At 75.0% G+C, this 24,717-nt stretch carries 18 protein-coding genes; 5 read left to right on the top strand and 13 right to left on the bottom strand.

The features are described from left to right. Window positions 1–46 precede the first annotated feature (46 nt). Together ABD990_RS30085 and ABD990_RS30080 are read right to left on the bottom strand one after the other, a co-directional pair. Window positions 47–1,360 (bottom strand): DUF2252 domain-containing protein, encoded by a 1,314-nt coding sequence (locus ABD990_RS30085; protein ID WP_345384164.1) that lies wholly within the window; start codon window positions 1,358–1,360, stop codon window positions 47–49. A gap of 10 nt (window positions 1,361–1,370) precedes the next feature. Continuing rightward, the gene (locus ABD990_RS30080) at window positions 1,371–1,613 is read right to left on the bottom strand and encodes a DUF3017 domain-containing protein (RefSeq protein ID WP_345384193.1); all 243 of its coding nucleotides are present in this window, start codon (window positions 1,611–1,613) and stop codon (window positions 1,371–1,373) included. Between the two features lie 803 nt (window positions 1,614–2,416). On the opposite strand from ABD990_RS30080, the gene ABD990_RS30075 reads away from it, so the two are divergent. Further along, window positions 2,417–3,061, top strand: a complete 645-nt coding sequence (locus ABD990_RS30075) for a GPR1/FUN34/YaaH family transporter (RefSeq protein WP_345384163.1) — start codon at window positions 2,417–2,419, stop codon at window positions 3,059–3,061. A gap of 303 nt (window positions 3,062–3,364) precedes the next feature. Further along, complete coding sequence (locus ABD990_RS30070) at window positions 3,365–4,021, top strand: GPR1/FUN34/YaaH family transporter (protein WP_345384162.1); 657 nt, start codon at window positions 3,365–3,367, stop codon at window positions 4,019–4,021. 41 nt (window positions 4,022–4,062) lie between these two features. On the opposite strand, the gene ABD990_RS30065 is transcribed toward ABD990_RS30070, so the two are convergent. Genes ABD990_RS30065 through ABD990_RS30055 form a run of 3 tightly spaced genes read right to left on the bottom strand, consistent with a single transcriptional unit; the run spans window position 4,063 to window position 8,195 of the window. Beyond that, window positions 4,063–7,428 carry an error-prone DNA polymerase gene (locus ABD990_RS30065; protein WP_345384161.1) on the bottom strand — a complete coding sequence of 1,122 codons (3,366 nt, stop codon included), beginning with the start codon at window positions 7,426–7,428 and terminating at the stop codon, window positions 4,063–4,065. A gap of 27 nt (window positions 7,429–7,455) precedes the next feature. Beyond that, window positions 7,456–7,803 carry a thioredoxin family protein gene (locus tag ABD990_RS30060; protein WP_345384160.1) on the bottom strand — a complete coding sequence of 116 codons (348 nt, stop codon included), beginning with the start codon at window positions 7,801–7,803 and terminating at the stop codon, window positions 7,456–7,458. Then, complete coding sequence (locus ABD990_RS30055; protein WP_345384159.1) at window positions 7,800–8,195, bottom strand: MerR family transcriptional regulator; 396 nt, start codon at window positions 8,193–8,195, stop codon at window positions 7,800–7,802. Before ABD990_RS30055 ends, ABD990_RS30060 begins: the two co-directional genes overlap by 4 nt. A gap of 536 nt (window positions 8,196–8,731) precedes the next feature. Here ABD990_RS30055 and ABD990_RS30050 point away from each other — a divergent pair. Next, on the top strand, window positions 8,732–10,177 hold the full coding sequence (locus ABD990_RS30050; protein WP_345384158.1) for a M28 family peptidase: 1,446 nt from the start codon (window positions 8,732–8,734) through the stop codon (window positions 10,175–10,177). A 26-nt stretch (window positions 10,178–10,203) separates the two neighbouring features. Here ABD990_RS30050 and ABD990_RS30045 read toward each other — a convergent pair whose 3' ends face one another. The 8 genes from ABD990_RS30045 to sucC all read right to left on the bottom strand — a co-directional run bounded on the left by ABD990_RS30045 (window position 10,204) and on the right by sucC (window position 22,074). Continuing rightward, window positions 10,204–11,973, bottom strand: coding sequence for a Y-family DNA polymerase (locus ABD990_RS30045; RefSeq protein WP_345384192.1), 1,770 nt, complete (start codon window positions 11,971–11,973; stop codon window positions 10,204–10,206). A 360-nt stretch (window positions 11,974–12,333) separates the two neighbouring features. Next, a complete protein-coding gene (locus ABD990_RS30040) occupies window positions 12,334–13,287 on the bottom strand; it encodes a hypothetical protein (protein ID WP_345384157.1) in 954 nt (317 codons plus the stop codon). An 896-nt stretch (window positions 13,288–14,183) separates the two neighbouring features. Beyond that, a complete protein-coding gene (gene purH, locus ABD990_RS30035) occupies window positions 14,184–15,743 on the bottom strand; it encodes a bifunctional phosphoribosylaminoimidazolecarboxamide formyltransferase/IMP cyclohydrolase (protein ID WP_345384156.1) in 1,560 nt (519 codons plus the stop codon). Further along, window positions 15,740–16,408: a phosphoribosylglycinamide formyltransferase gene (gene purN / locus ABD990_RS30030; protein ID WP_345384155.1), complete on the bottom strand. Its 669-nt coding sequence runs from the start codon at window positions 16,406–16,408 to the stop codon at window positions 15,740–15,742. Before purN ends, purH begins: the two co-directional genes overlap by 4 nt. 169 nt (window positions 16,409–16,577) lie before the next feature. Beyond that, window positions 16,578–18,674, bottom strand: a complete 2,097-nt coding sequence (locus ABD990_RS30025) for a cell division protein PerM (protein ID WP_345384154.1) — start codon at window positions 18,672–18,674, stop codon at window positions 16,578–16,580. Between the two features lie 227 nt (window positions 18,675–18,901). Next, window positions 18,902–19,852: a DUF5336 domain-containing protein gene (locus tag ABD990_RS30020; protein WP_345384153.1), complete on the bottom strand. Its 951-nt coding sequence runs from the start codon at window positions 19,850–19,852 to the stop codon at window positions 18,902–18,904. A 141-nt stretch (window positions 19,853–19,993) separates the two neighbouring features. Further along, the gene (gene sucD, locus ABD990_RS30015) at window positions 19,994–20,881 is read right to left on the bottom strand and encodes a succinate--CoA ligase subunit alpha (protein WP_345384152.1); all 888 of its coding nucleotides are present in this window, start codon (window positions 20,879–20,881) and stop codon (window positions 19,994–19,996) included. Between the two features lie 5 nt (window positions 20,882–20,886). Further along, window positions 20,887–22,074, bottom strand: a complete 1,188-nt coding sequence (sucC, locus tag ABD990_RS30010) for an ADP-forming succinate--CoA ligase subunit beta (RefSeq protein ID WP_345384151.1) — start codon at window positions 22,072–22,074, stop codon at window positions 20,887–20,889. A 534-nt stretch (window positions 22,075–22,608) separates the two neighbouring features. Between sucC and ABD990_RS30005 the strand changes: the two genes are divergently transcribed. Continuing rightward, entirely contained in the window at window positions 22,609–23,562 is a 954-nt protein-coding gene (locus tag ABD990_RS30005; protein ID WP_345384150.1) for an esterase/lipase family protein, read from the top strand. A gap of 337 nt (window positions 23,563–23,899) precedes the next feature. Next, on the top strand, window positions 23,900–24,694 hold the full coding sequence (locus tag ABD990_RS30000) for a M23 family metallopeptidase (RefSeq protein ID WP_345384149.1): 795 nt from the start codon (window positions 23,900–23,902) through the stop codon (window positions 24,692–24,694). The last annotated feature ends 23 nt before the right edge of the window (window positions 24,695–24,717 follow it).

Below are 24,717 nucleotides of genomic sequence, written 5' to 3'. Positions count from 1 at the left end.
ATATCTAGTGAGCGGGAGCGCCGTTCGTTCATTCCGGGCCGAGCGTTCAGGTGCTGGTAACGCCCGGGATGCGTCCGTCGCGGAAGGCGTCGACGAACAGTGCGTGGTCCTCGCGGACACGTGCGGCGTAGGAGTGGGCGAAGTCGGTGACCCAGCCGACGAACTCCTCCTCCCGGCCGTCGACCACGTGCGTGATCGCCTCCTCGGTCTGGAAGTCGACGATCGAGTCGTCGGCGTCGGAGTCCGCCACGCAGTGCACCTTGGCCGTGGCGCGGCCGAGATACTCCACGACAGGGCCAATCTCGTCGGGTTCGGTCAGCTCCGACCAGTCCAGGTCGGCCTCGTAGGGCGAGACCTCGCTGACGACGAAGCCCACGTCGTCGAGGTCGGTCCAGCCGAGGTGCCGGTCGCTGTGGGCCTGCAGGGCCCGCTGCGACAGCACGGTGCGGTGGCCGTGGTGGTGGAACACCGCGGCGACCTCCGCATCCGGCACCACCCGGGACGGCGCGGCGACGTTGCCCTGCTTCATCGACAGCACGACGTCGTTGTCCAACGCCTGGTTGTAGCCCTCGACCAGCACCGTGTAGGCGGGTAGGCCCGCGGACCCGATCCCGAAACCGGACCTGCCCGCGACGTCCTTGATCGTGTAGGTGACGCCCGCGTTGCGCTTGGACTCGGGGATGGTGTCCAGGTAGCGCTCGAAGGCGTCGCACACCCGCTCGCGTTCGCCGTCGTCGAGCCGACGCAGTCCCGGGCCGTTCCGGAGGATCCGGTCGTAGCCCTCGGTCTCGGTGACGGAGTCCAGCAGCGCGACGCGGGTGCTGAGCTTCGCCCGCAGCAGCGCCTCCTGCACGGGGCCGTCGCAGGTGTCGAGACGCAGCGAGAAGCTCCGGTCGTCGTCGACGTCGGTGAAGGTGCGGACCTGGTCGAGGTAGGCGTGGGCGTAGCGGCCGACCAGTGCGGTGATGTCGTCGTCGGGGATCGCCTTGCGCCAGCAGAGCAGGGCGAGGCTCGCCGCGAACCGGGTGACGTCCCAGGTGAAGTGGCCGAGGTAGGCCTCGTCGAAGTCGTTGACGTCGAAGATCAGCCGCCCGTCGCCGTCCATGTAGGTGCCGAAGTTCTCGGCGTGCAGGTCGCCCTGGATCCACACGCGGTCGGTGCGCTCGTCGGCCCAGGGGTCCTCGCGCTCGGCGACGTCGGCGTAGAACAGGCAGGCGCTGCCGCGGTAGAACGCGAACGGGTCCGCCGCCATCTTGCGGAACTTGATGCGGAACGCCGCCGGGTCGGCGGCCATGAGGTCGGAGAACGCGTCGACGAGGGTGTCGACGATCCGTTCGCTGCGGTCCGGGTCCCGGGACATGGCGGCGAACCTAGCCGACGGTCAGCGATCCCCGGGTGATCGTGAGTGCGAGCAGGAGCACGGCGATTCCGAAGCCGGTGTAGCAGATGACGTCGACCACCCGGCCGCGGATCGCCAGCAGCCCGGCGCGTTGTGGCGGCAGTACGCCGCGCAGCACCGCCGCGACCAGCAGCGACCCGCCGAGCAGCGCCGAGCCCTGGCGCCAGTGCTCGGTGAGCACCTGCACCATGCCGGTCAGCGCGATCAGCAGCACCAACAGCAGCGCACCGTGGACCTCGAACCAGCCACGGACGCCACCGCGCTCGTGGGCGGCCGGGGGTGCTGCCGCCGGGACCGGGCCCGTGGCCGCCGGCGGTGCCGCGGGGAGCGGGCCCGCGGGTGACGGTGCTCCGGGAACCGGGCCCGCGGGTGACGGTGCAGCGGGGACCGGGCCCGCGGGTGACGGCGCCTCGGGAACCTGGCCCGTGCCCGGGGCCGGCGGTGCAGCGGGGCTCGGAGCCGGCAGCGGGGTCGCCGGGCCGGGACCGGTGCCCGGGGCCGGCTGCGGTGCCGGCCGGACCGGGCCGGTGCCCGGCGAGCTCCTCGGAGCGGCGCCGCGGGGCGGGACGGACGGCGACAGCGGGTCGACCCGGGCGGGGCCGGACCGGGACGGCGGGGGCCCGGGCATGGGACGGCGGAGCGGGGCGGTCGGCTCGTCGCCGGGCGGGGGGGCGCCCGGGAGGTCGCCCCGGGGATGGTCGCCGCCGCTCACGGCCGCCATCCTCGCAGAGGCGGCCCGCGCGACGACGCCCCCGGGCTCGGGGGCCGGCATCCGCGCCGGTGACCTGCGGGCCCGAGCGGGGCCACAACCGCACCCCGTCGCTGCGGCGCAACCCACCTCACCCCGTCGTGGCCCGCACCGAGGGTCAGCTGACCTGCCGGTTCCGCGTCGCGTCGCGAAGGTCGAGGTCGTGTTCCGTCCGTTCGTAGGGTCCGCCGCCGCTGTGACGCCGCGCACAATCCCCTCGCCGGCGTCCACGGACTCCCCTGCCGGCCCACTCGACGAGGAGCGACTTCATGAGCGTGGAAAGCGACGTGCAGGCGGGGGCGCATGCCGCTGCCGAACCGCCGGCGGCCGCCGCCCCGGCGCCCAACCCGGCCCTGCTGGGCCTGATCACCTTCCTGCCCTCCGGCGTCACCCTCGGCCTCTGGTTCCTGGGATACCTGGACACCGCCACCCTCCCCGGCGGCATGATCCCGATCGTCTCGCTCTCCGCCGGGCTCTTCCTGCTGATCGCCTCGGTGTGGGCGGCCCGGGTGGCGGCCAACGCCGTGGCGGCGATCTTCGGGGTGTTCTCCGCGTTCTGGCTCAGCTTCGGCCTGCTGCTCACCGGGCTCACGAGCGGATGGTGGGGCGTGACCGACGCCGCGGCCGTGGCCGGCGTGCAGCGGACCTACCTGCTCTCCTTCACCCTGGTGTTCATCCTGCTCACGCTGGCGACGCTGCGCCTGCCGCTGGCCTTCACCGCGGGCTTCGTGTTCGTGGACATCACCTTCGTGTTGGCGTTCCTGGGCGTGAGCACCGGCAACACCGGCCTCTTCCCGATCGCGGGCATCACCACGCTGGTCTTCTGCGCGATCTTCGCCTACATCCTGTTCGACGGCTTCACCCAGGACCTGGGCGGCCGGGCGCTGCCGATGGGCACCGCACTGGTCAAGTAGCCACCGCAGGACACGCGCGCCGCACCGGCGCGCCCGCGCCGCGCGACCGGGCTCGGACGCCTCCCACCGAGGAGTCCGGGCCCCGTCGTCGCGACCGTCGTGTCCGGACCGTGTCCCCGCCGTGTCCCGGCCGTGTCCCGCACAGCGGGTTTCGCCGTTTCGCCGCAGGTCAACGGCCTGTTGTGTCAGATTGAGAAACCACGTCCGACCGATGTGGACGTCAATGACGTGTGACGGAGCACACTCCGCGCCCGCGCCGCTGGACGCTCCGCGCCCGGATGCCCCACCAGTCTGGAGCGTGACATGAGCACCGACCACGGACTCTCCGAACCCGCCCTCGACCCCGCGGGCGCCGCCGGCCCCGCGGCGCCCGCGGCCCCACCCGCGCCGACCGGCAACCCGGCCCTGCTCGGGTTGCCCGCCTTCCTCGTCGGCGGGATCGGCCTGACGCTGTACCTGTTCGGCTACCTGCCCGCGGCCGCCGTGGGCACCCTCGTGCCGATGACGCTCCTGGTCTCCGGACTCGGCCTGCTCGTGGCCGGCGTCTGGGCCATCAGGATCGGGCAGGGTGCGGTCGGCGCGATCTTCACCGTGTTCGCGACCTTCTGGCTGAGCTACGGCTACCTCGTGCTCTCGCTGGTCAACGACTGGCTGAAGATCCCGGCGGAGAACGCCTCCGCCGCCCAGGGGACCTTCCTCATCGCCTGGCTCGCGGTGTTCGCGGTGCTCACCCTGGCCACGCTGCGCCTGCCGCTGGCCTTCACCACGCTGTTCGCCCTGGTCACGATCACCGTGGCGCTGGTGCTCGTGGCGACGCTCAACGGCTCGACCGGCCTGCTCACCGTCGCGGGGATCACCGCGGCGCTGTTCTGCCTCACCGCGGTCTACATCTTCGTGGACGGCATGACGCAGGAGCTGGGCGGCCGGGCCCGGCCGATGGGATCGCCGCTGGTGCGCTGAGCCCGCCCCCACCCGCGGGACTTCCGGTGGGCCTGCCCCGCTCACCGGAAGTCCCGCGACTTCACCGCGACCTTCAGCGGCAGCCGCTGCAACCGGTCCGCGACCAGGTTGAGCACGCCCTCCGGGCTGCGCTCCAGCCGGCCGCGGACCAGCAGCGCCGCGCTGCCCAGCGCCACCGTGCGGTACCGCGCCCACAACCCCTCCGAGCAGGTGACGTTGAGCATCCCGCTCTCGTCCTCCAGGTTCACGAACGTGACCCCGCGGGCGGTCGCGGGCCGCTGCCGGTGCGTGACCAGCCCGCCGACCAGCACCCGGGGCGGCGGGTGGGCCGGGTCGAACGGGTCCGCCAGGTTCGCCCGCTCCCCCGCCCCCGCCCTCCGGCCCAGCTCGTCCAGCCGGTCGATCCGGATCGCGCCCAGGCCGTCGAGCTCCTCGCGCAGGTGCTGCAGCGGGTGGCTGTCCGGGGAGACACCGGTGGCCCAGACGTCCGCGACGGTCTCCTCCACCTCCGTCATCCCGGGTAGCGCCGGCGCCGCGAGCCCGACCGCGCTGCCCGGCAGGTGCTCCGGACGCACCGCGGCGACCACCCCGGCCGCCCACAGTGCGGCCCGCCGCTCGATCCCGAAGCAGCCGAACGCCCCCGCCGTGGCGAGCGCCTCCGCCTGCGGCCCGGTCAGCCGCACGCGGCGGGCCAGGTCGGCGAGATCCCGGTACGGGCCGCCGCGCTCCCGCTCCGCCTCGATCTCCTCGGCGAGCTCCGTGCCGACCGTGCGGATCTCGCGCAGCCCGGTGCGGACCGCCCAGCCGCCGGCGCTCTCCTCCTCGGGCTCCAGGATCGCGGCCGCGCCGCCGAGGTTCACGTCCGGCCCGCGGACCCGCACCCCGTGCCGGCGGGCGTCGGCGACGAGGGACTGCGGGGAGTAGAAGCCCATCGGCTGGGAGTTCAGCAGCGCCGCGCAGAACGCCGCCGGGTGGTAGAGCTTGAACCAGGAGCTGTAGTAGACCAGCGACGCGAAGCTGATCGAGTGGCTCTCCGGGAAGCCGAAGTTCGAGAAGGCCAGCATCTTCTGGAAGATCGTCTCCGCGACGTCCGCCGGGATCTCCCGGGCCGCCATCCCCGCGAAGAACCGCTCCCGCAGCCGCTCCATCTTCTCCGTGGAGCGCTTGGATCCCATGGCGCGGCGCAGCTCGTCCGCGTCGGCGGCGGAGAAGCCCGCCACGTCGACCGCGATCTGCATGAGCTGCTCCTGGAACAGCGGCACCCCGAGGGTCTTCTCCAGCGCGCCCGCCAGCAGTGGATGGTCGTACTCCCACGTCTCGAGCCCGTTGCGCCGGCGGATGTACGGGTGCACCGACCCGCCCTGGATCGGACCGGGCCGGATCAGCGCGACCTCGACGACCAGGTCGTAGAACTCGCGCGGCTTGAGCCGGGGCAGTGTGGCCATCTGCGCGCGGGACTCGACCTGGAACACGCCCACCGAGTCGGCCCGCTGGAGCATCTCGTAGACCGCCGGGTCGCTCTCGCCGAGCTCGTGCAGCTCGACCTTCCGGCCCTCGTGCTTCTCGACCAGGTCCATCATCAGGTGCAGCGCGGTGAGCATCCCCAGCCCGAGCAGGTCGAACTTGACCAGCCCGGCGGCCGCGCAGTCGTCCTTGTCCCACTGGACGACGGTCCGGTCCTCCATCCGCGCCCACTCCACCGGCACGACCTCGGACACCGGCCGGTCGCAGATGACCATGCCACCGGAGTGGATCCCAAGGTGCCGCGGGAAGCCGAGCAGCTGGTCGGCCAGCGCCAGTACCGGCACGGGCAGGTCCTCCGGGACGGTCTCGGTGTCCAGCCCGGTCCAGCGCTCGATCCGCTTGCTCCACGCGTCCTGCTGGCCGGGCGAGAAGCCCAGCGCCTTGGCCATGTCCCGCACCGCCGACCGCGGCCGATAGGTGATCACGTTGGACACCTGGGCCGCGTGCGTGCGCGCGTACCGCTGGTAGACGTACTGGATCACCTCCTCGCGCCGGCCGGACTCGATGTCGAGGTCGATGTCCGGGTAGCCGTCCCGGTCCGGGGAGAGGAACCGCTCGAAGAGCAGGCCGTGGCGCACCGCGTCGACGTTGGTGATGCCCAGGGCGTAGCAGACCGCGGAGTTCGCCGCCGAGCCCCGGCCCTGGCAGAGGATCCCGGCCCGGCGGCAGAAGGCCACGATGTCGGCCACGATCAGGAAGTAGCCGGGGAAGTTCTTAGCCTCGATGATCGCCAGCTCGTGCGCCACCATGTCCGCGGCGAACCGGTTCTCCGCACGGCTGCCGTACCGCTTCGCGACGCCCTGCCAGGTCAGCGCCCGCAGCCAGGTCGCCTCCGTCTCCCCCGGCGGCACGTCGAAGGGCGGCAGGTCGGGTGCCACCAGCTGCAGCTCGAAGGCCAGCTCCCGGCCCAGCTCCGCCGCCCGCGCCACCGCGCCCGGGTACCGCCCCTCGAAACGGTCCGCCATGGCCGCGCCGCCGCGCAGGTACGCCCCGCCGGCCGCGGGCAGCCAGGGGTCCGCCTCGTCGAGGCTGCGCCGGGCGCGCACCGCCGCCAGCGCCGACGCCAGCGGGAACCGGTCGGCGGTGGCGTAGTGCGCCGCCGTGGTGGCCACGGCCGCGACGCCGGCCTCGGCCGCCAGAGCGGCCAGCACGTCGTTGCGCTCGGTGTCGGTGGGCAGGGCCTGGTGGGTGAGCTCGACGGCCACGTTCTCCCGGCCGAACCGCTCGACCACTCCGCGCAGCGCCTCGGCGGCCGCGGCGGGCCCGCCCGCCGCGAGCGCCTGCTGCACCGTGCCCTTGCGGCACCCGGTGAGCGCGACGACGCGGCCGCGCGTGTCCTCGACGACCTCCGCCGGGTCGTACACGGGGCGGCCCTTCTCCGCCCCGCGCAACTGCGCGGCGCTGATCGTGCGGCACAGCGCCCCGTACCCCTCCGGCCCGCGGGCGAGCAGCAGCAGATGACTGCCCTCCGGGTCCGGCACGCCGTTCTGCGGGGCGGCCAGCCCGAGACTCAGCTCCGCACCGAAGACCGTGCGCACGCCCAGCTCGCGCGCGGCCTCAGCGAAGCGGACCACGCCGTACATGCCGTCGTGGTCGGTGAGGGCGATCGCCTCGAGCCCCAGCTGGTGGGCCCGTTCGACCAGTTCCTCTGGGTGGCTCGCCCCGTCGAGGAAGCTGAAGTTGGAGTGGCAGTGCAGCTCCGCGTACGGGACGGTCGGCTCGGCGCGCTCGAGCGGGGGCGGCGCGTACGGCTCACGCTTGCGGGACCAGGCGGGCGAGTCCCCGCCGTCGGCCTCCGGGCCGCCGCGCAGGCTCGAGCCGACACGGCCCGAGAGCGTGGCCTCCAACTCCCGCCAGGTGACGTCCGGGTTGCTCCATCCCATGCCCCGGAGCGTACTCGAACATCTGTTCTAACGGACGGCCGCGACGGAGTTGTCCACAGGCAGGAACGGCTCGACCGCGGCGCGCACCGCCGCCTTGGGCCGGGCGCCGACGACCTGGGTGACCACCCGCCCGTCGACGTAGAGGCTCAGCGTCGGCATGCCCAGCACCCCCGCGGCGGCCGCGACCTTCGGCGAGTCGTCGACGTCGAGCGCGACGATCTCCAGTCGCCCCGCCAGCTCGGTCGCGAGCTCCGCCAGCACGGGTCCGATCATCCGGCAGGGCGGGCACCACGTGGCGGTGAAGTCGACCAGCACCGGCCCCGGCGCGCGCAGCACCCGGGCCTCGAAGGTCTCGTCGGTGACGGTCTCGATCACGCTTCCTCCACGGTCAGTTCGCACCGGGGCTCCGGCGCACGTTCGCGCAGCGCGGCGTGCAGCTGCGCCTCGAGCTCGGCACGCACCGCGCCGAGCCGGGCGAGGGAGGCGTCGACCTCGGCGAGCTTCCGGCGGTACACCGCGATCGAGTCGGCGCAGCTCCCACCGCTCGGACGGCCCGCACGGAGGCACTCGACGAAGGGCCGCGTCTCCTCGAGGGACAGGCCCAACCCCACCAGCGTGCGGATCTCGGTGACCGCCCGCAGGTCCTCCTCGCCGTAGGTGCGGTAGCCGTTCGCGCGGCGCTGCGCGGGCAGCAGCCCCAGCGCCTCGTAGTGCCGCAGGGCCCGGGTGCTCACCCCGGCCCGCTCGGCCAGCTCGCCGATCCGCATCTCCCGTCCCCCTCCCGCCCGCGACGCTAGACCTTGACGCGGACGTCAACGCCACGATCCGAGTGGCGCAACCGCTCGCCCTCCCCCTTTCGGACCGGCTCGTCGCGACCGCTGCCGCCACTCCGCCTGCGACAGCCACCGTCGACCGCACCGTGCTGGACCGCTTCGGCGGCGCCACGGCGGGCACCCTCGCGAGACTCCCCACGTCCCGACCCGACGCGGGCCCACCGGATGACGCCGGCCGGGCCGCTCCCCAGCCCCCGACCGGCGTCATCCGGGCCTGCCGGCGGCGCGGTACCGGTGGCTCCCCAGCGTCCGGTCGCGCGCGTCCGGCGGTCGTCGGGGCTCCGTCACCAGCTCCGACGACGTCCGTGATGCTGAGATCAGTCCACTCCCACCACCTGAGAAACACCTGTGCTGCGCCCCTGCGGCAGCCGTGGACCGGGCCGATCCCGCGGGCCCACCCGATCGGGGCTGTCGGCACGTACCCGCCGATGCCCGACACTGAGCGACGGCGGCATGACGGAGGGGGAACCATGCGGGGTCGACGACTGGCGGCGGTGGCGGGGTTGGCGGCGGTCCTGCTCGCGGCGTGCTCCTCGGCCCCCACCACGCCCGCACCTCCGCAGACCACGACACAGGTGGCGCCCGATCCGGGCCTGCCCGCCCGGCTGATGTCGACCGTGAGCGGCGACGGCGCCTTCACCCGTCTCGAGCGGCTGCAGCAGATCGCCGACGCCCACGGCGGCAACCGCGCGCTCGGCACCCCGGGCTACGACGCCAGCGTGGACTACGTGGCCCAGACCCTCCGGGACGCGGGGTTCACGGTGGACACCCCGAGCTTCGACGTCCGCGCCTTCAGCGTGCAGGACCAGCGGCTGACCGTCGAGGGCCGCACCGTCGACTCCGCCGCCATGAGCTTCTCGCCCGCCACACCGGCGGCCGGGCTGACCGCGCCGCTGCACGTCGTGACCCAGGACGCCACCTCCGGGTGCGAGGTCGAGGACTTCGCGGGGATGCCCGCCGGAGCGATCGCGCTGGTCAAGCGGGGCACGTGCCCCTTCGGCGCCAAGTCGCAGAACGCGGGGAAGGCCGGCGCCGCGGCACTGGTCGTGGTGAACACCGAGGACACGCGGCTCGACGGCACGCTCGGCGACTCCACGGCCACCGTGCCGACCACCGGGGTGACCGCCTCCGCCGGGGCCGACCTCGCGACGCGGGGCGGCGCCCCGGTCACGCTGCTGCTGCTGGCCACGACACAGGACACCGTGAGCCGCAACGTGATCGCGCAGACCACGACCGGTGACTCGGACCGGGTCGTGATGGCCGGCGCACACCTCGACTCGGTGCCGGCCGGGCCCGGGATCAACGACAACGGCACGGGCTCGGCCGCACTGCTGGAGCTCGCCACCGCTCTCGGCCCGACGCCGCCGGTCGCCAACGCCGTCCGGTTCGCCTGGTGGGGCGCCGAGGAGGTCGGGCTCGTCGGCTCCACCCGGTACGTCCAGGGGCTCGCCCCCGCGGACGCGCAGCGGATCGCGCTGTACCTGAACCTGGACATGGTCGGCTCGCCGAACGCCGGCTACCTCGTCTACGACGGCGACGACTCGGACAAGCAGGGCGCCGGTCCCGGACCCGAGGGCTCGGCGGTCGTGGAGCGGGTGCTGCTCGACCAGCTCTCGGCCGTGGGCGTGCAGGGAGCGGGCACGGACTTCGACGGCCGCTCCGACTACGGTCCCTTCATCGCGGCCGGCATCCCGGCGGGCGGCCTGTTCACCGGGGCCGAGGTGCGGAAGTCGGCGCAGCAGGCCGCGCAGTGGGGCGGCCAGGCCGACCGCCCGTACGACGGCTGCTACCACCAGGGCTGCGACACCCTCGCCAACGTCGACCGCACGGCGCTGGACCGCAACGTCGACGCCCTGGCGGGCACGGTCGGCCGGTTCGCGCTCGACCTCGACGGCGTGCCCCGGCGCCAGTCGTAGCGCCGGGCGGAGCGCCGGGCCCGGGGTCAGTCGTAGATGCCGGTGACCCACCACCGCTCCTCCCGGTGCAGCAGGAGCAGGGCGACCCCGTCGGCCAGGTCGACCTGCAGCCTCGACCCCGTGACGCCGTCGGTCGACCACCAGCGCCGGCGGACCGGCCAGGGCCCCGCCCAGTCCCGGACCTCCCGGGGCGGGTGCCCGGCGAGCAGCAGCCGATGCGGGTCCGCGTCGAGCAGGTCGGGCTCGCGCAGACCGACGGGCCTGCCCTCGGCGGTGTGCAGCTCGACCGGGATCGGCTCCTCCGGGACGGTCGCCGGCGACGGTGCCGGGAGGCGGCCCGGCCAGGCGGGGACGGGGTCGCGTGCGGCCTTGCCGGTGCGGATCGGCCGCGAGCGCCCGGGCCTGCGGGCGGCCGGGCCCTGCGTCGCGGTCGGGGCGGTCCCCCGGAGCGCGGCCTCGGGGGCGTCGGGCGCGAAGCCGCGCGGGGCCTCCCGCGGGAGCGGGGCGGGCTCGGGCAGCGGGTCGAGGACGAGCACGGGCTCCTCGCCGACCACGCGCAGCCCGGCCGACGGTCCGTCCGGGTACGGGCCGAACCCCTCGACCGGCGGAGCGGCGGGCGGGCCCTCGAGGGGCCCGGCGGCGCGGGAGCCGGGCTCCCGGTCGTCCCCCCAGGGGACGTACCGGACCCGCTCGTCCGGGTCGCGGCCGCCGGTGAGGACCGCGGTGACCACGGACTCCGGTCCGAGCAGCGCCTGGACCCGGACCAGCGCACGCCCGGCCCGCTCGTCCGCCTCGCCGACGTCGCCCCAGAGGCCGAGCTGCAGCGCCCCCGCGGTGACCGTCTCCTCCGGGGTGAGCCGCAGCTCGACGACGGCGCCGGAGCCACCCCGGGTCAGCCACGAGTCGAGCTGCCAGCGCACCCGGTCGACCGTCCCGGACGGGGTGAGCGGCTCGGCGCAGCGCCAGACCCGCAGCAGTTCCTCCCCGCCCTCGGTGCGCGCCCACACCCCCAGCCGGGTGCAGGAGAGGCCGTGCCCGGCCAGCGTGCGGTGCAGCCGCTCGGCCAGCGTGCGGGCGGCGAACGCGGCCGCGTCGACCCGGGTGACCGGTGGATCCAGCTCGATCGCGACGGCGAGCTCCTCCGGCGGGCGGCGGCGCACCGGCGGGCGGGGGTCCAGGCCGCGGGCGAGCCGGTGGGCGAGGACGGCGTCGGCCCCGAACCGGGAGGCGACGTCGGCCTGGGCCAGCGCGCCGAACGCGCCGAGGCTGCGCAACCCCAGCCGGCGCAGCAGGTCCACCAGCTCGGAGCGGTCGACGTCCGGCTCGCGGTCGAGCTCCTCCACCCCGAGCGGGGCGAGGAACTCCGCGCTGCGACCGGGCTCGACGCCCACCCCGCGGCGGGCGGCGAGCACGGCGGCGAACAGCCCGTCGGCGAACCCGGTCTGGCACTCCACCCCGGTACGCGCCGCGACCTGGTCGATCAGCCGCTCGGCCGCCTCGCGCTCGCCGCCGAAGAACCCGACCGGGCCCTTGGCCGGGAGCGCCAGCAGGCCCGGCCGGACCACCTCCACCCCCGGGGCCAGCTCCTCGACGGCGACGACCACCGGCTCGAACAGCCGTGCGTCCCGGTCCGGGTCGGGGGCGAGGACGGCGAGCTCGGGGCACCGGGCCTGGGCGTCCCGTCGGCGCAGCCCGCGCCGCACCCCGGCGGCCCGCGCACCCGCCGAGCACGCCACCACGCGGTTGGCCAGGAACACCGCCGCGGGCCGGTGGGCCGGGACGTGCGCGGCCTGCATCGCCGCGGTCACCGGCCAGTCCGGGGACCACAGCGTGAGCACCCGCTCCCCCGCCTCAGCCACGACCCCACCTCCCGGTTCCCACCGGGGTGATCAGCGACCGGGACGGTTCACGGCCACCGGCGGCCGACAGCGGTCCGAGACAGTGATCTCCTCGGGCCTGCCGAGGTGAGATCACCGGCCGGGACCGCACACGGCCACCAGCGCCCCGCACCGGTCCGGGACGACGATCTCCTCGCACCTGCCGAGCCGTGATCACCAGCCGGGACCGTTCACGGTCGCCAGCGGTCGACAGCGGTCCGGGACGGCGATCTCCGGGAGCCCAGCCGGTCGTGGACCTGCGGAAACGGTCCAGGGTGCTCACGAGACCGCCGCCCGGGCCACGGGAGCCTCCGCCGGCCCGTCGACCGTCGGCGCGCGGCGGATCTCCTCGCGCTCCGCGACCGCGCCGCCGGGGCCCGGGAGCAGCAGTTCGGCCTCGCGTCCGGAGGCTCCGGTGCCGCGGCCGGTCGACCGCACCACCGCGCACCGCGAGCGCAACCGCCCCGCGCCGCGCCCGAGGCCCCGCCACTCCACCCGCGAGCAGCCGAGGACGAGATCGGCGCCGGGCCAGGCGCCGAGGGCGAGCAGCACCGCGCCGCGCTGCCGGGCCCGCGCCGCCAGCCGCTCCCGGTCGGCGGCGCGCACGCCCGCCCGCTCGGCGCCCGCGACCACGACGAGGTCCAGCCCGTCGAGCAGCGCGGCGGTGACCGCGACGAGGTCCGCGCCGGGCCGGGGCACGAGCGCGAGCCGCTCGAGCCGGATCCCGGCCTCCGCGGCGGCGACCGCGCCGAGCCCGGGCGCTCCGATCACACCCGCCCACGCGCCCTCGGCCGAGGCCTCGGCGAGCAGCCCGAACAGCAGGGACGTCGAGCCGGGGCCGGTCGAGACCGAGACCGTGGACCCGCGGCGCAACCCGCCCCCGGGCAGCAGGGGCGCCAGTGGGGCCGCGATCGGGAGGACCCGGCCGTCGTCGCCCGGGGTCGGTGCGGGCCGGGCCACCCCCGACGCCCGGTCCTCCATCCGGCGCAGCAGGTTCCGGGCCGTCGCGAGCCGCTCGGCGGCGCTCTCCCCGCCCCCCACCGGTGCCCGGCCGGACCGGACCGGGCGCCCGGCGCCGTGGACCCGGCGGCTCCGGGCGGGGCGGGGGTCGGCGGGCGGGCGGCCGCTTCCCACGATCATGCCGCCCTCCGGGTCCTCGCCCTGCTCACCCTCCCCGTGCTCCGGCCGGTCGACCGGCCAGGGATCGGGGTCGAGCGCCCAGGCCTCACTCACCGCGCGTCCGGGGTCGGGCGACCGGTCGAGGCGCCAGGGGCATCCGCTCCGCACACCCGATGAGGCAGTCGCACACCCCGTCGAGGACCTGTCCGGCGCCACCCCGGGTGTGTGGGTGGAGCAGAGGGGGTGTGGGGAGACGAAAGGGGTGTGCGGCCTGCTGCCGGAATGCTCCGGGCCCGAGCGGTTGTGCGGCGTGCCGCGCGAGTGGTGCGGAGCGGAACAGGTGTGCCGCCTGCCGCCCGGGCTCAGCGGGCTGCCGCCCGGGCACAGCGGGCCGGAACGAGTCTACGGCACGCCGGGACCTCGCGGGCCGTTGTGCGGCGTGCGGCCCGGGCCGCGCCGGCCGGAACGGGTGTGCGAGGTGCAGGGCGGGCCGGATCGGCTGCCGGCATCGCCGCGACCGGCGCACCGGCACCGGCGCCGCCCGCGACACCGGCCCCTTCCGACGGGCCGCCGCCCGGAGCGCCGATACACGAGCCGCCCGCGCCCGGGCCGCCGGAACACGGACCGGAACCCGAGCCCCGGCATGGGCCACCGGGACACGACTTGCTGAGACACGGACGGCGCGGGCAGCCTGACGGCAGCTCACGACACACCTCCCCCGCACGACGGGCCACACCGCGGGGAAGACGGTGTTCGAACCTTTGTTCGAACTCTAGCCCAGTCGCCGGAACCCCTCAACCCGCGATCGGGTGGACCCGGGAGGCCGGCGGGCACGAGGATCGTTCCGGGCCGACCCCTCACCGTGGAGCCGGCAGCGCCTCGGTACCGCTCGGGCCGGTCGCCGGCCCCATGATCGATCCGGGCGCCACCGCACGGCGGCCGTCCCGACAACCGCGTCGCGCCCGGAACGATCACGCGGCGGGCGGCACCACGGCCGCCCGCCGCCGGGATCAGTGCGCGAAGTGCCGGGTGCCGGTGAGGTACAGCGTCACGCCCGCCTCCGCGGCCGCGGCCGTCACCTGGTCGTCCCGGATCGAGCCGCCCGGGTGCACGACGGCCTTGACGCCGCCCTCGATCAGCACCTCCAGGCCGTCCGGGAAGGGGAAGAAGGCGTCGGACGCGGCGACCGCGCCGCGCGCCCGCTCCCCGGCCCGGGTGACCGCGAGCCGGCAGGAGTCGACCCGGTTGACCTGTCCCATCCCGACGCCGACCGCGGCCCCGTCGCTGGCCAGCAGGATCGCGTTGGACTTGACCGCACGGCAGGCGCGCCAGGCGAAGGCCAGGTCGGCGAGGGTCTGCTCGTCGGCGGCCTCGCCGGCGACCAGCTTCCAGGAGGAGGGGTCGTCCCCCGGGGCGTCGACCGCGTCCCGCTGCTGCATCAGCAGCCCGCCGCTGATCGGTCGGAACTCCGGGCCGCTCCGGGCGACCTCGCCGTCGATCCGCAGCAGCCGGATGTTCTTCTTGGACCGCAGGATGTCCAGGGCCTCCGGTGCGAACGCGGGCGCCACCACGACCTCGGTGAAGATGTCCTTGACCTGCTGCGCCATCGCCACGTCGACCTCGCGGTTGGTGGCGATCACGCCGCCGTACGCGCTGACCGGGTCGGTGGCGTGAGCCTTGCGGTGCGCCTCGGCGACGTCGGCGCCCACGGCGATCCCGCACGGGTTGGCGTGCTTGATCACCGCGACGGCCGGCCGGTCGCCGTGGTCGTGTGCGGCCCGCCAGGCGGCGTCGGCGTCGACGTAGTTGTTGTAGGACATCTCCTTGCCGTGCAGCTGCTCGGCGCGGGCCAGCCCCGACCCGCCGGCCTCCGAGGTGTAGATCGCGGCCGCCTGGTGCGGGTTCTCGCCGTAGCGCAGGGTGGCCTTGCGGGTCCACGTCGCGCCCGCCCACTCCGGGAACGCCGACTCCCCGCCGGCCAGCACCGACCCCATCCAGGAGGCGACGGCGACGTCGTAGGCCGCGGTGTGCCGGAAGGCCTCGGCCGCGAGCCGGCGCCGGTCCTCCAGCACGAACCCGCCGGCCGCGATCTGCTCCAGCGCCCAGTCGTACTTCGCGGGGTCGGTGACCACGGCGATGCTGTCGTGGTTCTTGGCCGACGCCCGGACCATCGCGGGCCCGCCGATGTCGATCTGCTCGACGCACTCGTCGGGCGTCGCGCCGGAGGCCACGGTCTCGGTGAACGGGTAGAGGTTCGACACGAGCAGGTCGAACGGCGCGATGCCGAGCTCCTCGAGCTGGGCGAGGTGCTCAGGCCGGCGGGTGTCGGCGAGCAGCCCGGCGTGCACGCGCGGGTGCAGGGTCTTGACGCGGCCGTCGAGGCACTCGGGGAACCCGGTCAGCTGCTCGACGGGCGTGACGGGCACCCCGGCGTCGGCGATCCGCTGTGCGGTGGACCCGGTCGAGACGATCTCCACACCCGCCGCGTGCAGGCCCGTCGCCAGGTCGAGCAGCCCGGCCTTGTCGTAGACGCTGATCAGGGCCCGCTTGACCGGCCTGCGTTCACTCACTGGACACTCGCCTCTCGGTTGCACAGCGTCTCCTGGTGGCACGCCGTCTCTCCGGTACACAGCGTCGCGACGGTGTCCACCAGCAACCGGCGCTCCGCGATCTTGATGCGCTCGTGCAGCACGGCCTCGGTGTCGCCGGGCAGCACGCGGACGGCCTCCTGGGCCAGGATCGGCCCGGTGTCCACCCCGGCGTCGACCAGGTGGACGGTGGTCCCGGTGATCCGGACGCCGTGCGCGAGGGCGTCCCGGACCGCGTGCGCGCCGGGGAAGGCGGGCAGCAGCGCCGGGTGGGTGTTGAGAATCGGGCGGTTGACGCCGTCGAGGAAGGGCGCACCGAGGATCCGCATGAACCCGGCGCAGACCACGAGGTCCGGCCGGTACCCGAGGACGGCCGCCAGCAGGGCCCGGTCCCACGCCTGCCGGTCGGGGTACTCCGCGGGCCGGACCGTGAAGGTCGGGGTGTGCGAGCGGTCGGCGCGGGCCAGTGCCTCGACGCCGGGCCGGTCCGACCCGACGGCCGCGACCTCGGCCGGGTAGGCCGGGTCGAGCGTGGCGTCGAGCAGGGCCTGCAGGAGCGTGCCGGAGCCCGAGGCGAGCACCACGAGGCGGGCGCGCCCGGGTAGGCCGTCCCGCGACAGGGGCTGTGCGCTCGTCGGGGCGGGCACGGGTCTCCTCGGGCGGGCGGCTCTGACGGACGCCTCCAGCCTAGGCCGCGACGGTCGTCACAGCGCGGGGACCTGCCCCGATCCGGTCCGCGGGCGGTCGTCCGAGCCGGTGATCCGTGTTCGGCAGCGGAACGACCGACGATCGAACGTTCCGCCGGCCGGACGTGGATCATGGTCGGTCGGCGTCGCGCCCCTCGGCCTCACGGGCGGCGCGCTCCTCCGCCTGACGGGCGCGCAGCGCCACCAGCTCGCCCACGGTGCGGGGACGCGGCTCGGGCTCGGTGGGTCGCTCGGCGTCGACCGGGTCCGCAGCGGTCTGACCGGGCTCGGGACGGTCGGCGGGCTCGGGGCGCTCGGTGGATCCGGAGTGGTCGACGGGCTCACCACGCCCGGTCGGGTTTCCGGACGACCCGTCCCGGTCCGCGACGGGCTCCTCCCGATGCGGGTCGGGCTCGCGGTCGACCTCGGGCGCGAGGTCCTCGACGGCCCGGAGAGCCGGAGACTCCCCCGCTCCGCGGCGGAAACGGGCGGGACGGCTGCGGGTGCCGTTGCTGCGCTCCTGACGGAGGGCGCGGGCCCGCTCGACCGCCCGGCCGCGGCCCGCACGCGCCCGGCCGTCCCGGCTGCGTGCGCCGCCCGAGCTCCGGCCGCGACCCCCGTCCGCCCCTGCGTCGACCACGTCGTCCGCAGGGTCTGCCCGATCCGGGGCGACGGCCGGGTCCTCGCCCCCGTCGATCGAGGCGTCGACGCGATGCTCCAGCCCGTCGGCGCCGTCCACCGAGCCGCCGTCGGGGCGGTCCATCGGGCCGGCGTGCTCCGTCGGGTCCTCGTCGGACCGATCGGGGTCCTCCTCGGACCGCTTCGGGGTGTCGCCGTCGGCAGCGTCCGCCGGAGCGTCGACGGTGAGGTCCTCGGCCCGGGACGCATCCCCGTCGAGCTCCTCGTTCCCCTCGGCGTACCCGTCCACCAGGACGTCGTGCCCGGCGTCGTCGGCCGCGTACCCGTCCCGGTACCAGCCGAGCTCCTCGTCGTCGCGGACCTCCTGCGGCCCCGGACCACCTCGCTGCACCAGCCCGAGGACCGCCGCGGGCCCGCCGATCCACACCACCACGGCGAGCAGGACGAGCCAGGGAGGCATCGCGACCGGGTCGTAGCGCCCCGCCGCCAACCGGCCGCCCGCCAGCGCCGCGACCAGCGCCGCCACCAGGGCCAGCGTCCCGGTCGCGACCCCGACGGCCCGCATCCGCTCCGGCACAGTGGACCCGGCGCCCAACACGGCGCGGCAGATCCCGCCGACCACGAGCCCGATGCCCACCGGCACGATCACCACGACGACCGCCCAGGCCGGTGCGGGCACGGTCGGCAGGGCCCCGAGCAGCGGGAACGGGGGCAGCGGGCCGGGCGCCCCGCCGAACGGCGTCCAGGCGCCGAGCCCGACGTCGACACCCGGGCCGAGCAGCCAGGACGCGCCGGCGATCGCGGCGTTGGGCAGGTAGGCCACGGCGAGCAGGGTCATCCCGAGCGCGGCGCCGCCGGTCGGAGCCAGCACCTCGTACAGGCCGTGCACCCGCGGCGCCCCGACGACCAGCCCCACCAGCACCGCGAGCGACCCGGCGAGCAGGAGCGCGACCCCGCCGACCGCCGCGGCCGCCAGCCCGGTGGCGGGCCAGCCCTGCAGCCGCTCCCGCCAGTCCACGGGCAGCCCGCAGGCGCGCCAGACGCCGATCATCGCGCCGACCCCGGCGATCAGCCCGGCCCCGAGCATCGCCGCCCAGGGCGCCGCACCGACCGCGGCGGAGGTGGGCAGCAGGGCGCTGCCGAGGACCGCGACGGCCGCGTGCGCCCCGGCCGCGGACGCGACGACCGCGCCGGCGTCCTGCCGGATCCGGCACCCCAGCCGTCGGGCGGCCCAGCGCGCCCCCCACGCGACGACGACCACCACGGCCAGGGTCGGGAGCAGTGGCAGCACGCTCAGCGGCTGCCCCTCGAGCGCCAGCGGGATGAGGTGAGCCGCCAGCCAGAGCGGGATCGCGGCGGCGAAGGCGCCGTCGACGGAGCCGCCCGCGCCCCCGCCCGCGAGGACCACGAGCAGTGCCGCGGGCACGAGCATGGCGTAGCTGACCAGCACCGTGCCCATCGCCGCGGCGAGGACTATCCGGAGCCGGTCGAGGCCCTCCGGGACCTCCGGGCCGGCCGCGTCCGGGGCGTCGGGACCGGCCTCCGGCTCCTCCTCCGCACGGTCCGTGGCACGCAGCGAACGGGTCACCGGGCCAGCGTCGCAGCGTGGGCGCCGGGAGTCAGGCCGCCACGCCGGGTCGCCGCGAGTCGGAGGAAGGCCACGCGGGGCGACTCCCGACTCGCGCTTCCAGAACTCCCGACTCGCGCTGCACGATCTCCCGACTCGCGCTGCAGAAACTCCCGACTCGGGGGAGCTCACAGCCCGACTCGCGGAAGCTCACAGCCCGACTCGCGGGGCGACCGCTGTCGGGGCGGTCAGGCGTCGCTGCGGCGCTCGCCCTCCGTCGGGATCCGGGTCGTCTGGTCGGACTCGGGCCGGCCGTGCCGGCCGCTGCCCTGCTCGTCGCTCCCACGCGGGGACTCGATGCGCGTCTGCTCCATCTCGGTGGGCTGCCCGCCGGCCGGGGTCGACGACGGCGCGCCCGACTCGGTCGCGCCGGCCCATCCGCCGTGCTGGGGCTGCCCCTGCCCCGCCTGCCCGGGCGCCGGGGCCTGCACCCCGACGCCCTGCTGACCGGGCGCCTGCTGACCAGGAAGCTGCTGGCCGGGGACCGGCGGGCCCTGCGGGCCGGGCTGTCCCGGCTGCGGCTGACCCCACGGCCCGCCGTCGTAGCCCTGCGGGGGGCCGTAGGGCCCCTGCGCCCCGGGGCCCTGCGGCGACCAGCCGTAGCCGTACTGACCGCCCGGCGCCGGCTGCTGGACGTAGCCCCCGCCCTGCCCGGGCGGCGGGTACCCGCCGTACTGGTGGCCGTACGAGCCGTACTGCTGGCCGTACGCCTGCGGCGCCTGCTGCGACCTCCGCGCGGGCATGCTCAGCAGCCCCGCCTCCATCAGGACCGCCCCGGCCAGGGCCACGGCGGCGAGGAACGCGATCACCAGCGCCACGATCTCGATGCCGCCCACCGCGACCTGCGACGCCGCCACGGCGACCTGGACCAGCGACAGGAACCCGACGACGGCGAGCACCGCGCCCGGGACGAGCACCTTCCCCGCCGCGCGGGGCAGCAGCGCGGCGGCGGCGAGCAGACCGCCCGCCAGCAGCAGCGCCGGCCCGTAGAGCAGGCTGCTCAGCGGTGAGAAGAAGCCGAGCAGGTAGACGACGAGCGCCAGCCCGGCCCCCGCCGTGACGAGGGTGCGCGCGGAACCCTGCAGCGGCGCCGGTCCGTCCCCGGTCACCTGCTCCGGACTCGCTCCGGTCTGGCTCATGACCACTCCCTTGCCCGTCCTCGTGGAACCGCGGCGACGCTAGCCCACGGCCGTCGCCCGTCCTCGACCCCCGTCACGACAACGCGCGGGCCCCGGGAGGGTTCCCGGGACCCGCGCGTCGGAAGAACCGAGGTCAGGACGTCACAGGGACTCCATGATCCCCTTCATGAGGGCGGCGGTCTCGGACGGCGTCTTGCCGACCTTGACACCGGCGGCCTCGAGGGCCTCCTTCTTGGCGGCCGCGGTGCCGGCCGAGCCGGACACGATCGCGCCCGCGTGGCCCATCGTCTTGCCCTCGGGGGCGGTGAAGCCCGCGACGTAGCCGACGACCGGCTTGCTCACGTTCTCCTTGATGTAGGCGGCGGCCCGCTCCTCGGCGTCGCCGCCGATCTCGCCGATCATCACGATCGCGGCGGTGTCGGGGTCGGCCTCGAAGGCCTCGAGGGCGTCGATGTGCGTGGTCCCGATGATCGGGTCGCCGCCGATGCCGATCGCCGTCGAGAAGCCGAACTCCTTGAGCTCGAACATCATCTGGTAGGTCAGCGTGCCGGACTTCGACACCAGGCCGATCTTGCCGGGGCCGGCGATGTCGGCCGGGATGATGCCGGCGTTGGACTTGCCGGGGCTGATGATGCCGGGGCAGTTCGGGCCGATGATGCGCGTCTTGTTGCCCTTGGCCACGGCGTGCGCCCAGAAGTAGGCCGAGTCGTGCACCGGGATGCCCTCGGTGATGACGACGGCCAGCGGGATCGCGGCGTCGACGGCCTCGATCACGGCGTCCTTGGCGAACTTCGGCGGCACGAAGATGACCGACACGTCCGCGCCGGTCTCCTTGATGGCCTCCTCGACGGTGCCGAACACCGTCAGCTCCTTGCCGCCGATGGAGACGGTGGTGCCGGCCTTGCGCGCGTTGACGCCGCCGACGATGTTCGTGCCCGCCGCCAGCATCTTCGTGGCGTGCTTGGTCCCCTCGGAGCCGGTGAGGCCCTGGACGATGACCTTGGAGTTCTCGTTCAGGAAGATCGACATTGTGCTCAGGCTCCCGCGGCCAGCTCGGCGGCCTTGTCGGCCGCGTCGTCCATGGTGGCCACCTGCGTGACCAGGGGGTGGTTGGCGTCCTCGAGGATCTTCCGGCCCTCGACGACGTTGTTGCCGTCCAGCCGGACGACCAGCGGCTTGGAGGCCTCGTCGCCGAGGATCTTCAGCGCCTCGACGATGCCGTTCGCGACGGCGTCGCAGGCGGTGATGCCGCCGAAGACGTTGACGAAGACGCTCTTGACGTCCGGGTCGTGCAGGATGACGTCCAGCCCGTTGGCCATGACCTGCGCCGAGGCGCCGCCGCCGATGTCGAGGAAGTTGGCGGGCTTCTGGCCGCCGTGCTTCTCGCCGGCGTACGCGACGACGTCGAGCGTGCTCATCACGAGGCCCGCGCCGTTGCCGATGATGCCGACCGAGCCGCCCTCGAGCTTGACGTAGTTCAGGCCCTTGGCCTTGGCCTTCGCCTCGAGCGCGTTCTCGGTGCGCTCGTCGACCAGCTCCGCGTGCTGCGGGTGGCGGAAGTCGGCGTTGCCGTCCAGGGTCACCTTGCCGTCGAGCGCGATGACCTTGTCCTCGGGGTCGCGGACCAGCGGGTTGACCTCGACCAGGGTCGCGTCCTCGGCGACGAAGGTCTCCCAGAGCTTGACGATCACGTCCGACGCCTGGTCGGCCACCTCGGCCGGGATCTTGCCCGCGGCGACGATCTCGTCCGCCTTCGCCTTGTCGACACCCGCGATTGCGTCGATCGGAATGCGCGCCAGCGCCTCCGGACGCTCGACGGCGAGCTGCTCGATCTCCATGCCGCCCTCGGCCGAGCACATGGCCAGGAAGGTGCGGTTGGACCGGTCGAGCAGGAAGGAGAAGTAGTACTCCTCCGCGATGTCCGACGCCGTGGTGATCAGCACCTGGTGGACCGTGTGGCCCTTGATGTCCATCCCGAGGATGGCGCCGGCCTTCTCCTTGGCCTCGGCCGGGCTCTTGGCGAGCTTCACGCCGCCGGCCTTGCCGCGCCCACCCGTCTTGACCTGGGCCTTGACCACGACCGCGGTGCCCAGCTCGGCGGCTGCGGCCTCGGCGGCCTCGGCCGTGTCCACCGTCTTGCCCGGAAGCACCGGGACTCCGTGGGCGGCGAAGAGGTCCTTCGCCTGGTACTCGTACAGGTCCACTCGGCTCTCCCGATTCACGTCGCTGTGCCGGCAAGCGTCGCCAGGGACCAGGGACGCGGCGATGCCGTGCCCGCCCTGCGAGGTGCCCGCACGTAGAGACCTACTCCGACGTTGGACCCTAGCGACGCCCCTGCTCCTCCATGACGTCCGCCCAGGTGAGCTGCCTCACCGGGGCCCTCGTAAACCTCCCGGGAACGCGCCGTGCCTGGCGGATCGGACCCGGGCCCGCCGCCGTGTGTGACCAACGTGTCGTCCGGCGGCCTGCACCTTCCCTCGACCGGAGGGCGCGGCAGCCGGGTGGTTCCGTTCCCCTCGGCGCGATGACGGTGCGTGAGCGCCACGTGGCGTTCGGGACCCGGGTCACCCGGGGCGACCAGCAGGCGTCCGTCCCCGACGACGCTCCGGCCAGGTTCGTCCCGCGGACTGGACCGGTCGCCGCGCCGCACTGCTCCGTCCGACCGCCTCGCCGGTGGGGTAGGTCGTCACGCGGCCGTTCGGATATTTCCGTCGCGTAACCCGGCGGATCTCCGGAATCCCACTTATCGTCTGCTCATGGTGACGGTCCGGGAGGGACTGCACCGCCTGGCCAGGACGGCCGACGGTGCACGCTCCGTCATGGGCCGCACGCTGGTCGACGCCGGGGAGGCCGCCGGGTACGCCGCGCGGACCTTCACCTCCCCGGCCGGGCTGCGGGGGCTGGTACTGGAGAGCGCCTGGCTCGCCGCGCACGTCCTGCTCTATCCCGTCGGACTCGCGGGCGAGACGATCCGGCCGCGGAACCTCTACCGCACGGACGACCTGGATCCGGTCCAGCGCAGCTTCGTGTGCGGCGACGTCGAGGCGGCCGGCACGCCGGTCCTGCTGATCCACGGGATCATGGACAACCGGTCGGTGTTCACCGTGTTCCGGCGCGCCCTGCACAGGCGCGGCTTCGGCGCGGTGCACGCGATCAACTACAGCATCCTCACGGACGACCTGCGCAGCGCCGCCCGCGCGGTCGGCGAGCACGTCGAGCGGCTCCGCGAGGCCCACGGGGCCGACCGGGTGCACATCGTGGGGCACTCGCTGGGCGGGGTGATCGCGCGGTACTACGTGCAGCGCCTGGGCGGCTCGGAGTTCGTCGACACGCTCGTCACGCTGGGCAGCCCGCACGCCGGCAGCAACACCGCCTACCTGCTGCCCACCCCGCTCGCCCGGCAGCTGCGGCCCGGCTCCGAGGTCATGGCCGAGCTCGCCGCGCCCGCCCCGGGCTGCACGACCCGGTTCCTCGCGGTCTGGAGCCGGATGGACCAGATGGTCGTCCCGCAGCGCAACGCCCGGCTGCGCCACCCCGACCTCGACGTCTCGGAACTGGAGCTCGACGACGTCGGGCACCTCGCCCTGCCCGTCGACCCGCGCACCGTGCACGCCGTCGTCACCGGACTCGCCCGTCGCGGAGAGCAACCGATCCACCCTTTCCGTCAGCGCCGGCGGCGCCGCGAGGCCGTCCGCCGCGACGCAGGGTGAGCGTTCTGCGCCTACCTCCCGACCTGGGATCGTCCGATCGGCGGCACCCTGGTGCGCACCCGGGGGTCGGGTTGGACGTGGCGGGAGCGGCCCGCTAGGTTCGATCCGTCCGTGTCACGGAGCGATCACGACGGCGCGGCGCCGACCCCGAACGGCGCCGAAGGGTTTCCCCGAACCCACGCCGACGCGCTCGGGCGGCACGGCGCGAAGAGAAGGGCAGGTCTTGCGCCACCGCTCCCCACGCGGCGCCCGACCGGTCCCCGAGCACGTCGCGACCCCCCGCGCGACGGTGCGCGCGGGACACCGGCTTCCGGCGCCGCCCGCCGTGCCGCTGCGCGTGCGCGCGACCGTCGCCGCCTGTGCGGGCGGTGCGCTGGTCGCCGCCGGGCAGACGGTGCTCACGGCCCTCGCCGGCCCCGCCGTGGCCGCGGACCCCTACGAGAAGCTCGCGGCCAACGCGATGCTGCCGGTCGCGGACGAGAGCGCCGCGCCGGCCGCGGCCCCGGCCGGATCGAGCACGCCGACCACCCGGGCGATCGGTGCCGACCAGCTGACCGGCTCGTCGCCGCAGGCGCTGCCGGTGCTCGACGAGAAGTCCGAGCTGGACGTCGCGAGCCTCACCAAGGCCGTCGACATCGGCAACCGGATCGCCGCGACCGCGCGCCAGATGAAGGCCGCGCTCTCCGGCGGCGCGCCGCAGGCGGTGCTGGAGCACGGCGAGGCCTACGTCCTGCCCACCAGTGGCCGGTTCACCTCCGGGTTCGGTGCCCGTTGGGGCGTCACGCACTACGGCATCGACCTCGCCGCCCCGATCGGCACGCCGATCTTCGCCTTCACCGACGGCGTCGTGGAGGAGTCCGGCCCGGCCAGCGGCTTCGGGATGTGGGTGGTGCTGCGGCACGCCGACGGCACCCGCACCGTGTACGGCCACATCAACCGTTCGCTGGTGAGCGTGGGGCAGGCGGTGTCGGCGGGCGAGGAGATCGCCGAGGTCGGCAACCGCGGCCAGTCCACCGGTCCGCACCTGCACTTCGAGATCTGGGACGCGGCGAGGAACAAGATGAACCCGCTCCCGATCCTGCAGGCCATGGGCCTGCGGCTCACGGGCGACGGGGCGAACTCCCCCGACTGACGCGGGGGAGCCCGTCAGAGGTC

It is taken from the genome of Pseudonocardia yuanmonensis (genome assembly GCF_039542425.1).
GTDB classification, from domain to species: domain Bacteria; phylum Actinomycetota; class Actinomycetes; order Mycobacteriales; family Pseudonocardiaceae; genus Pseudonocardia; species Pseudonocardia yuanmonensis.
The sequence above is the reverse complement of the archived record's forward strand: the minus strand, read 5'-3'. Positions and strand labels throughout refer to the sequence as shown.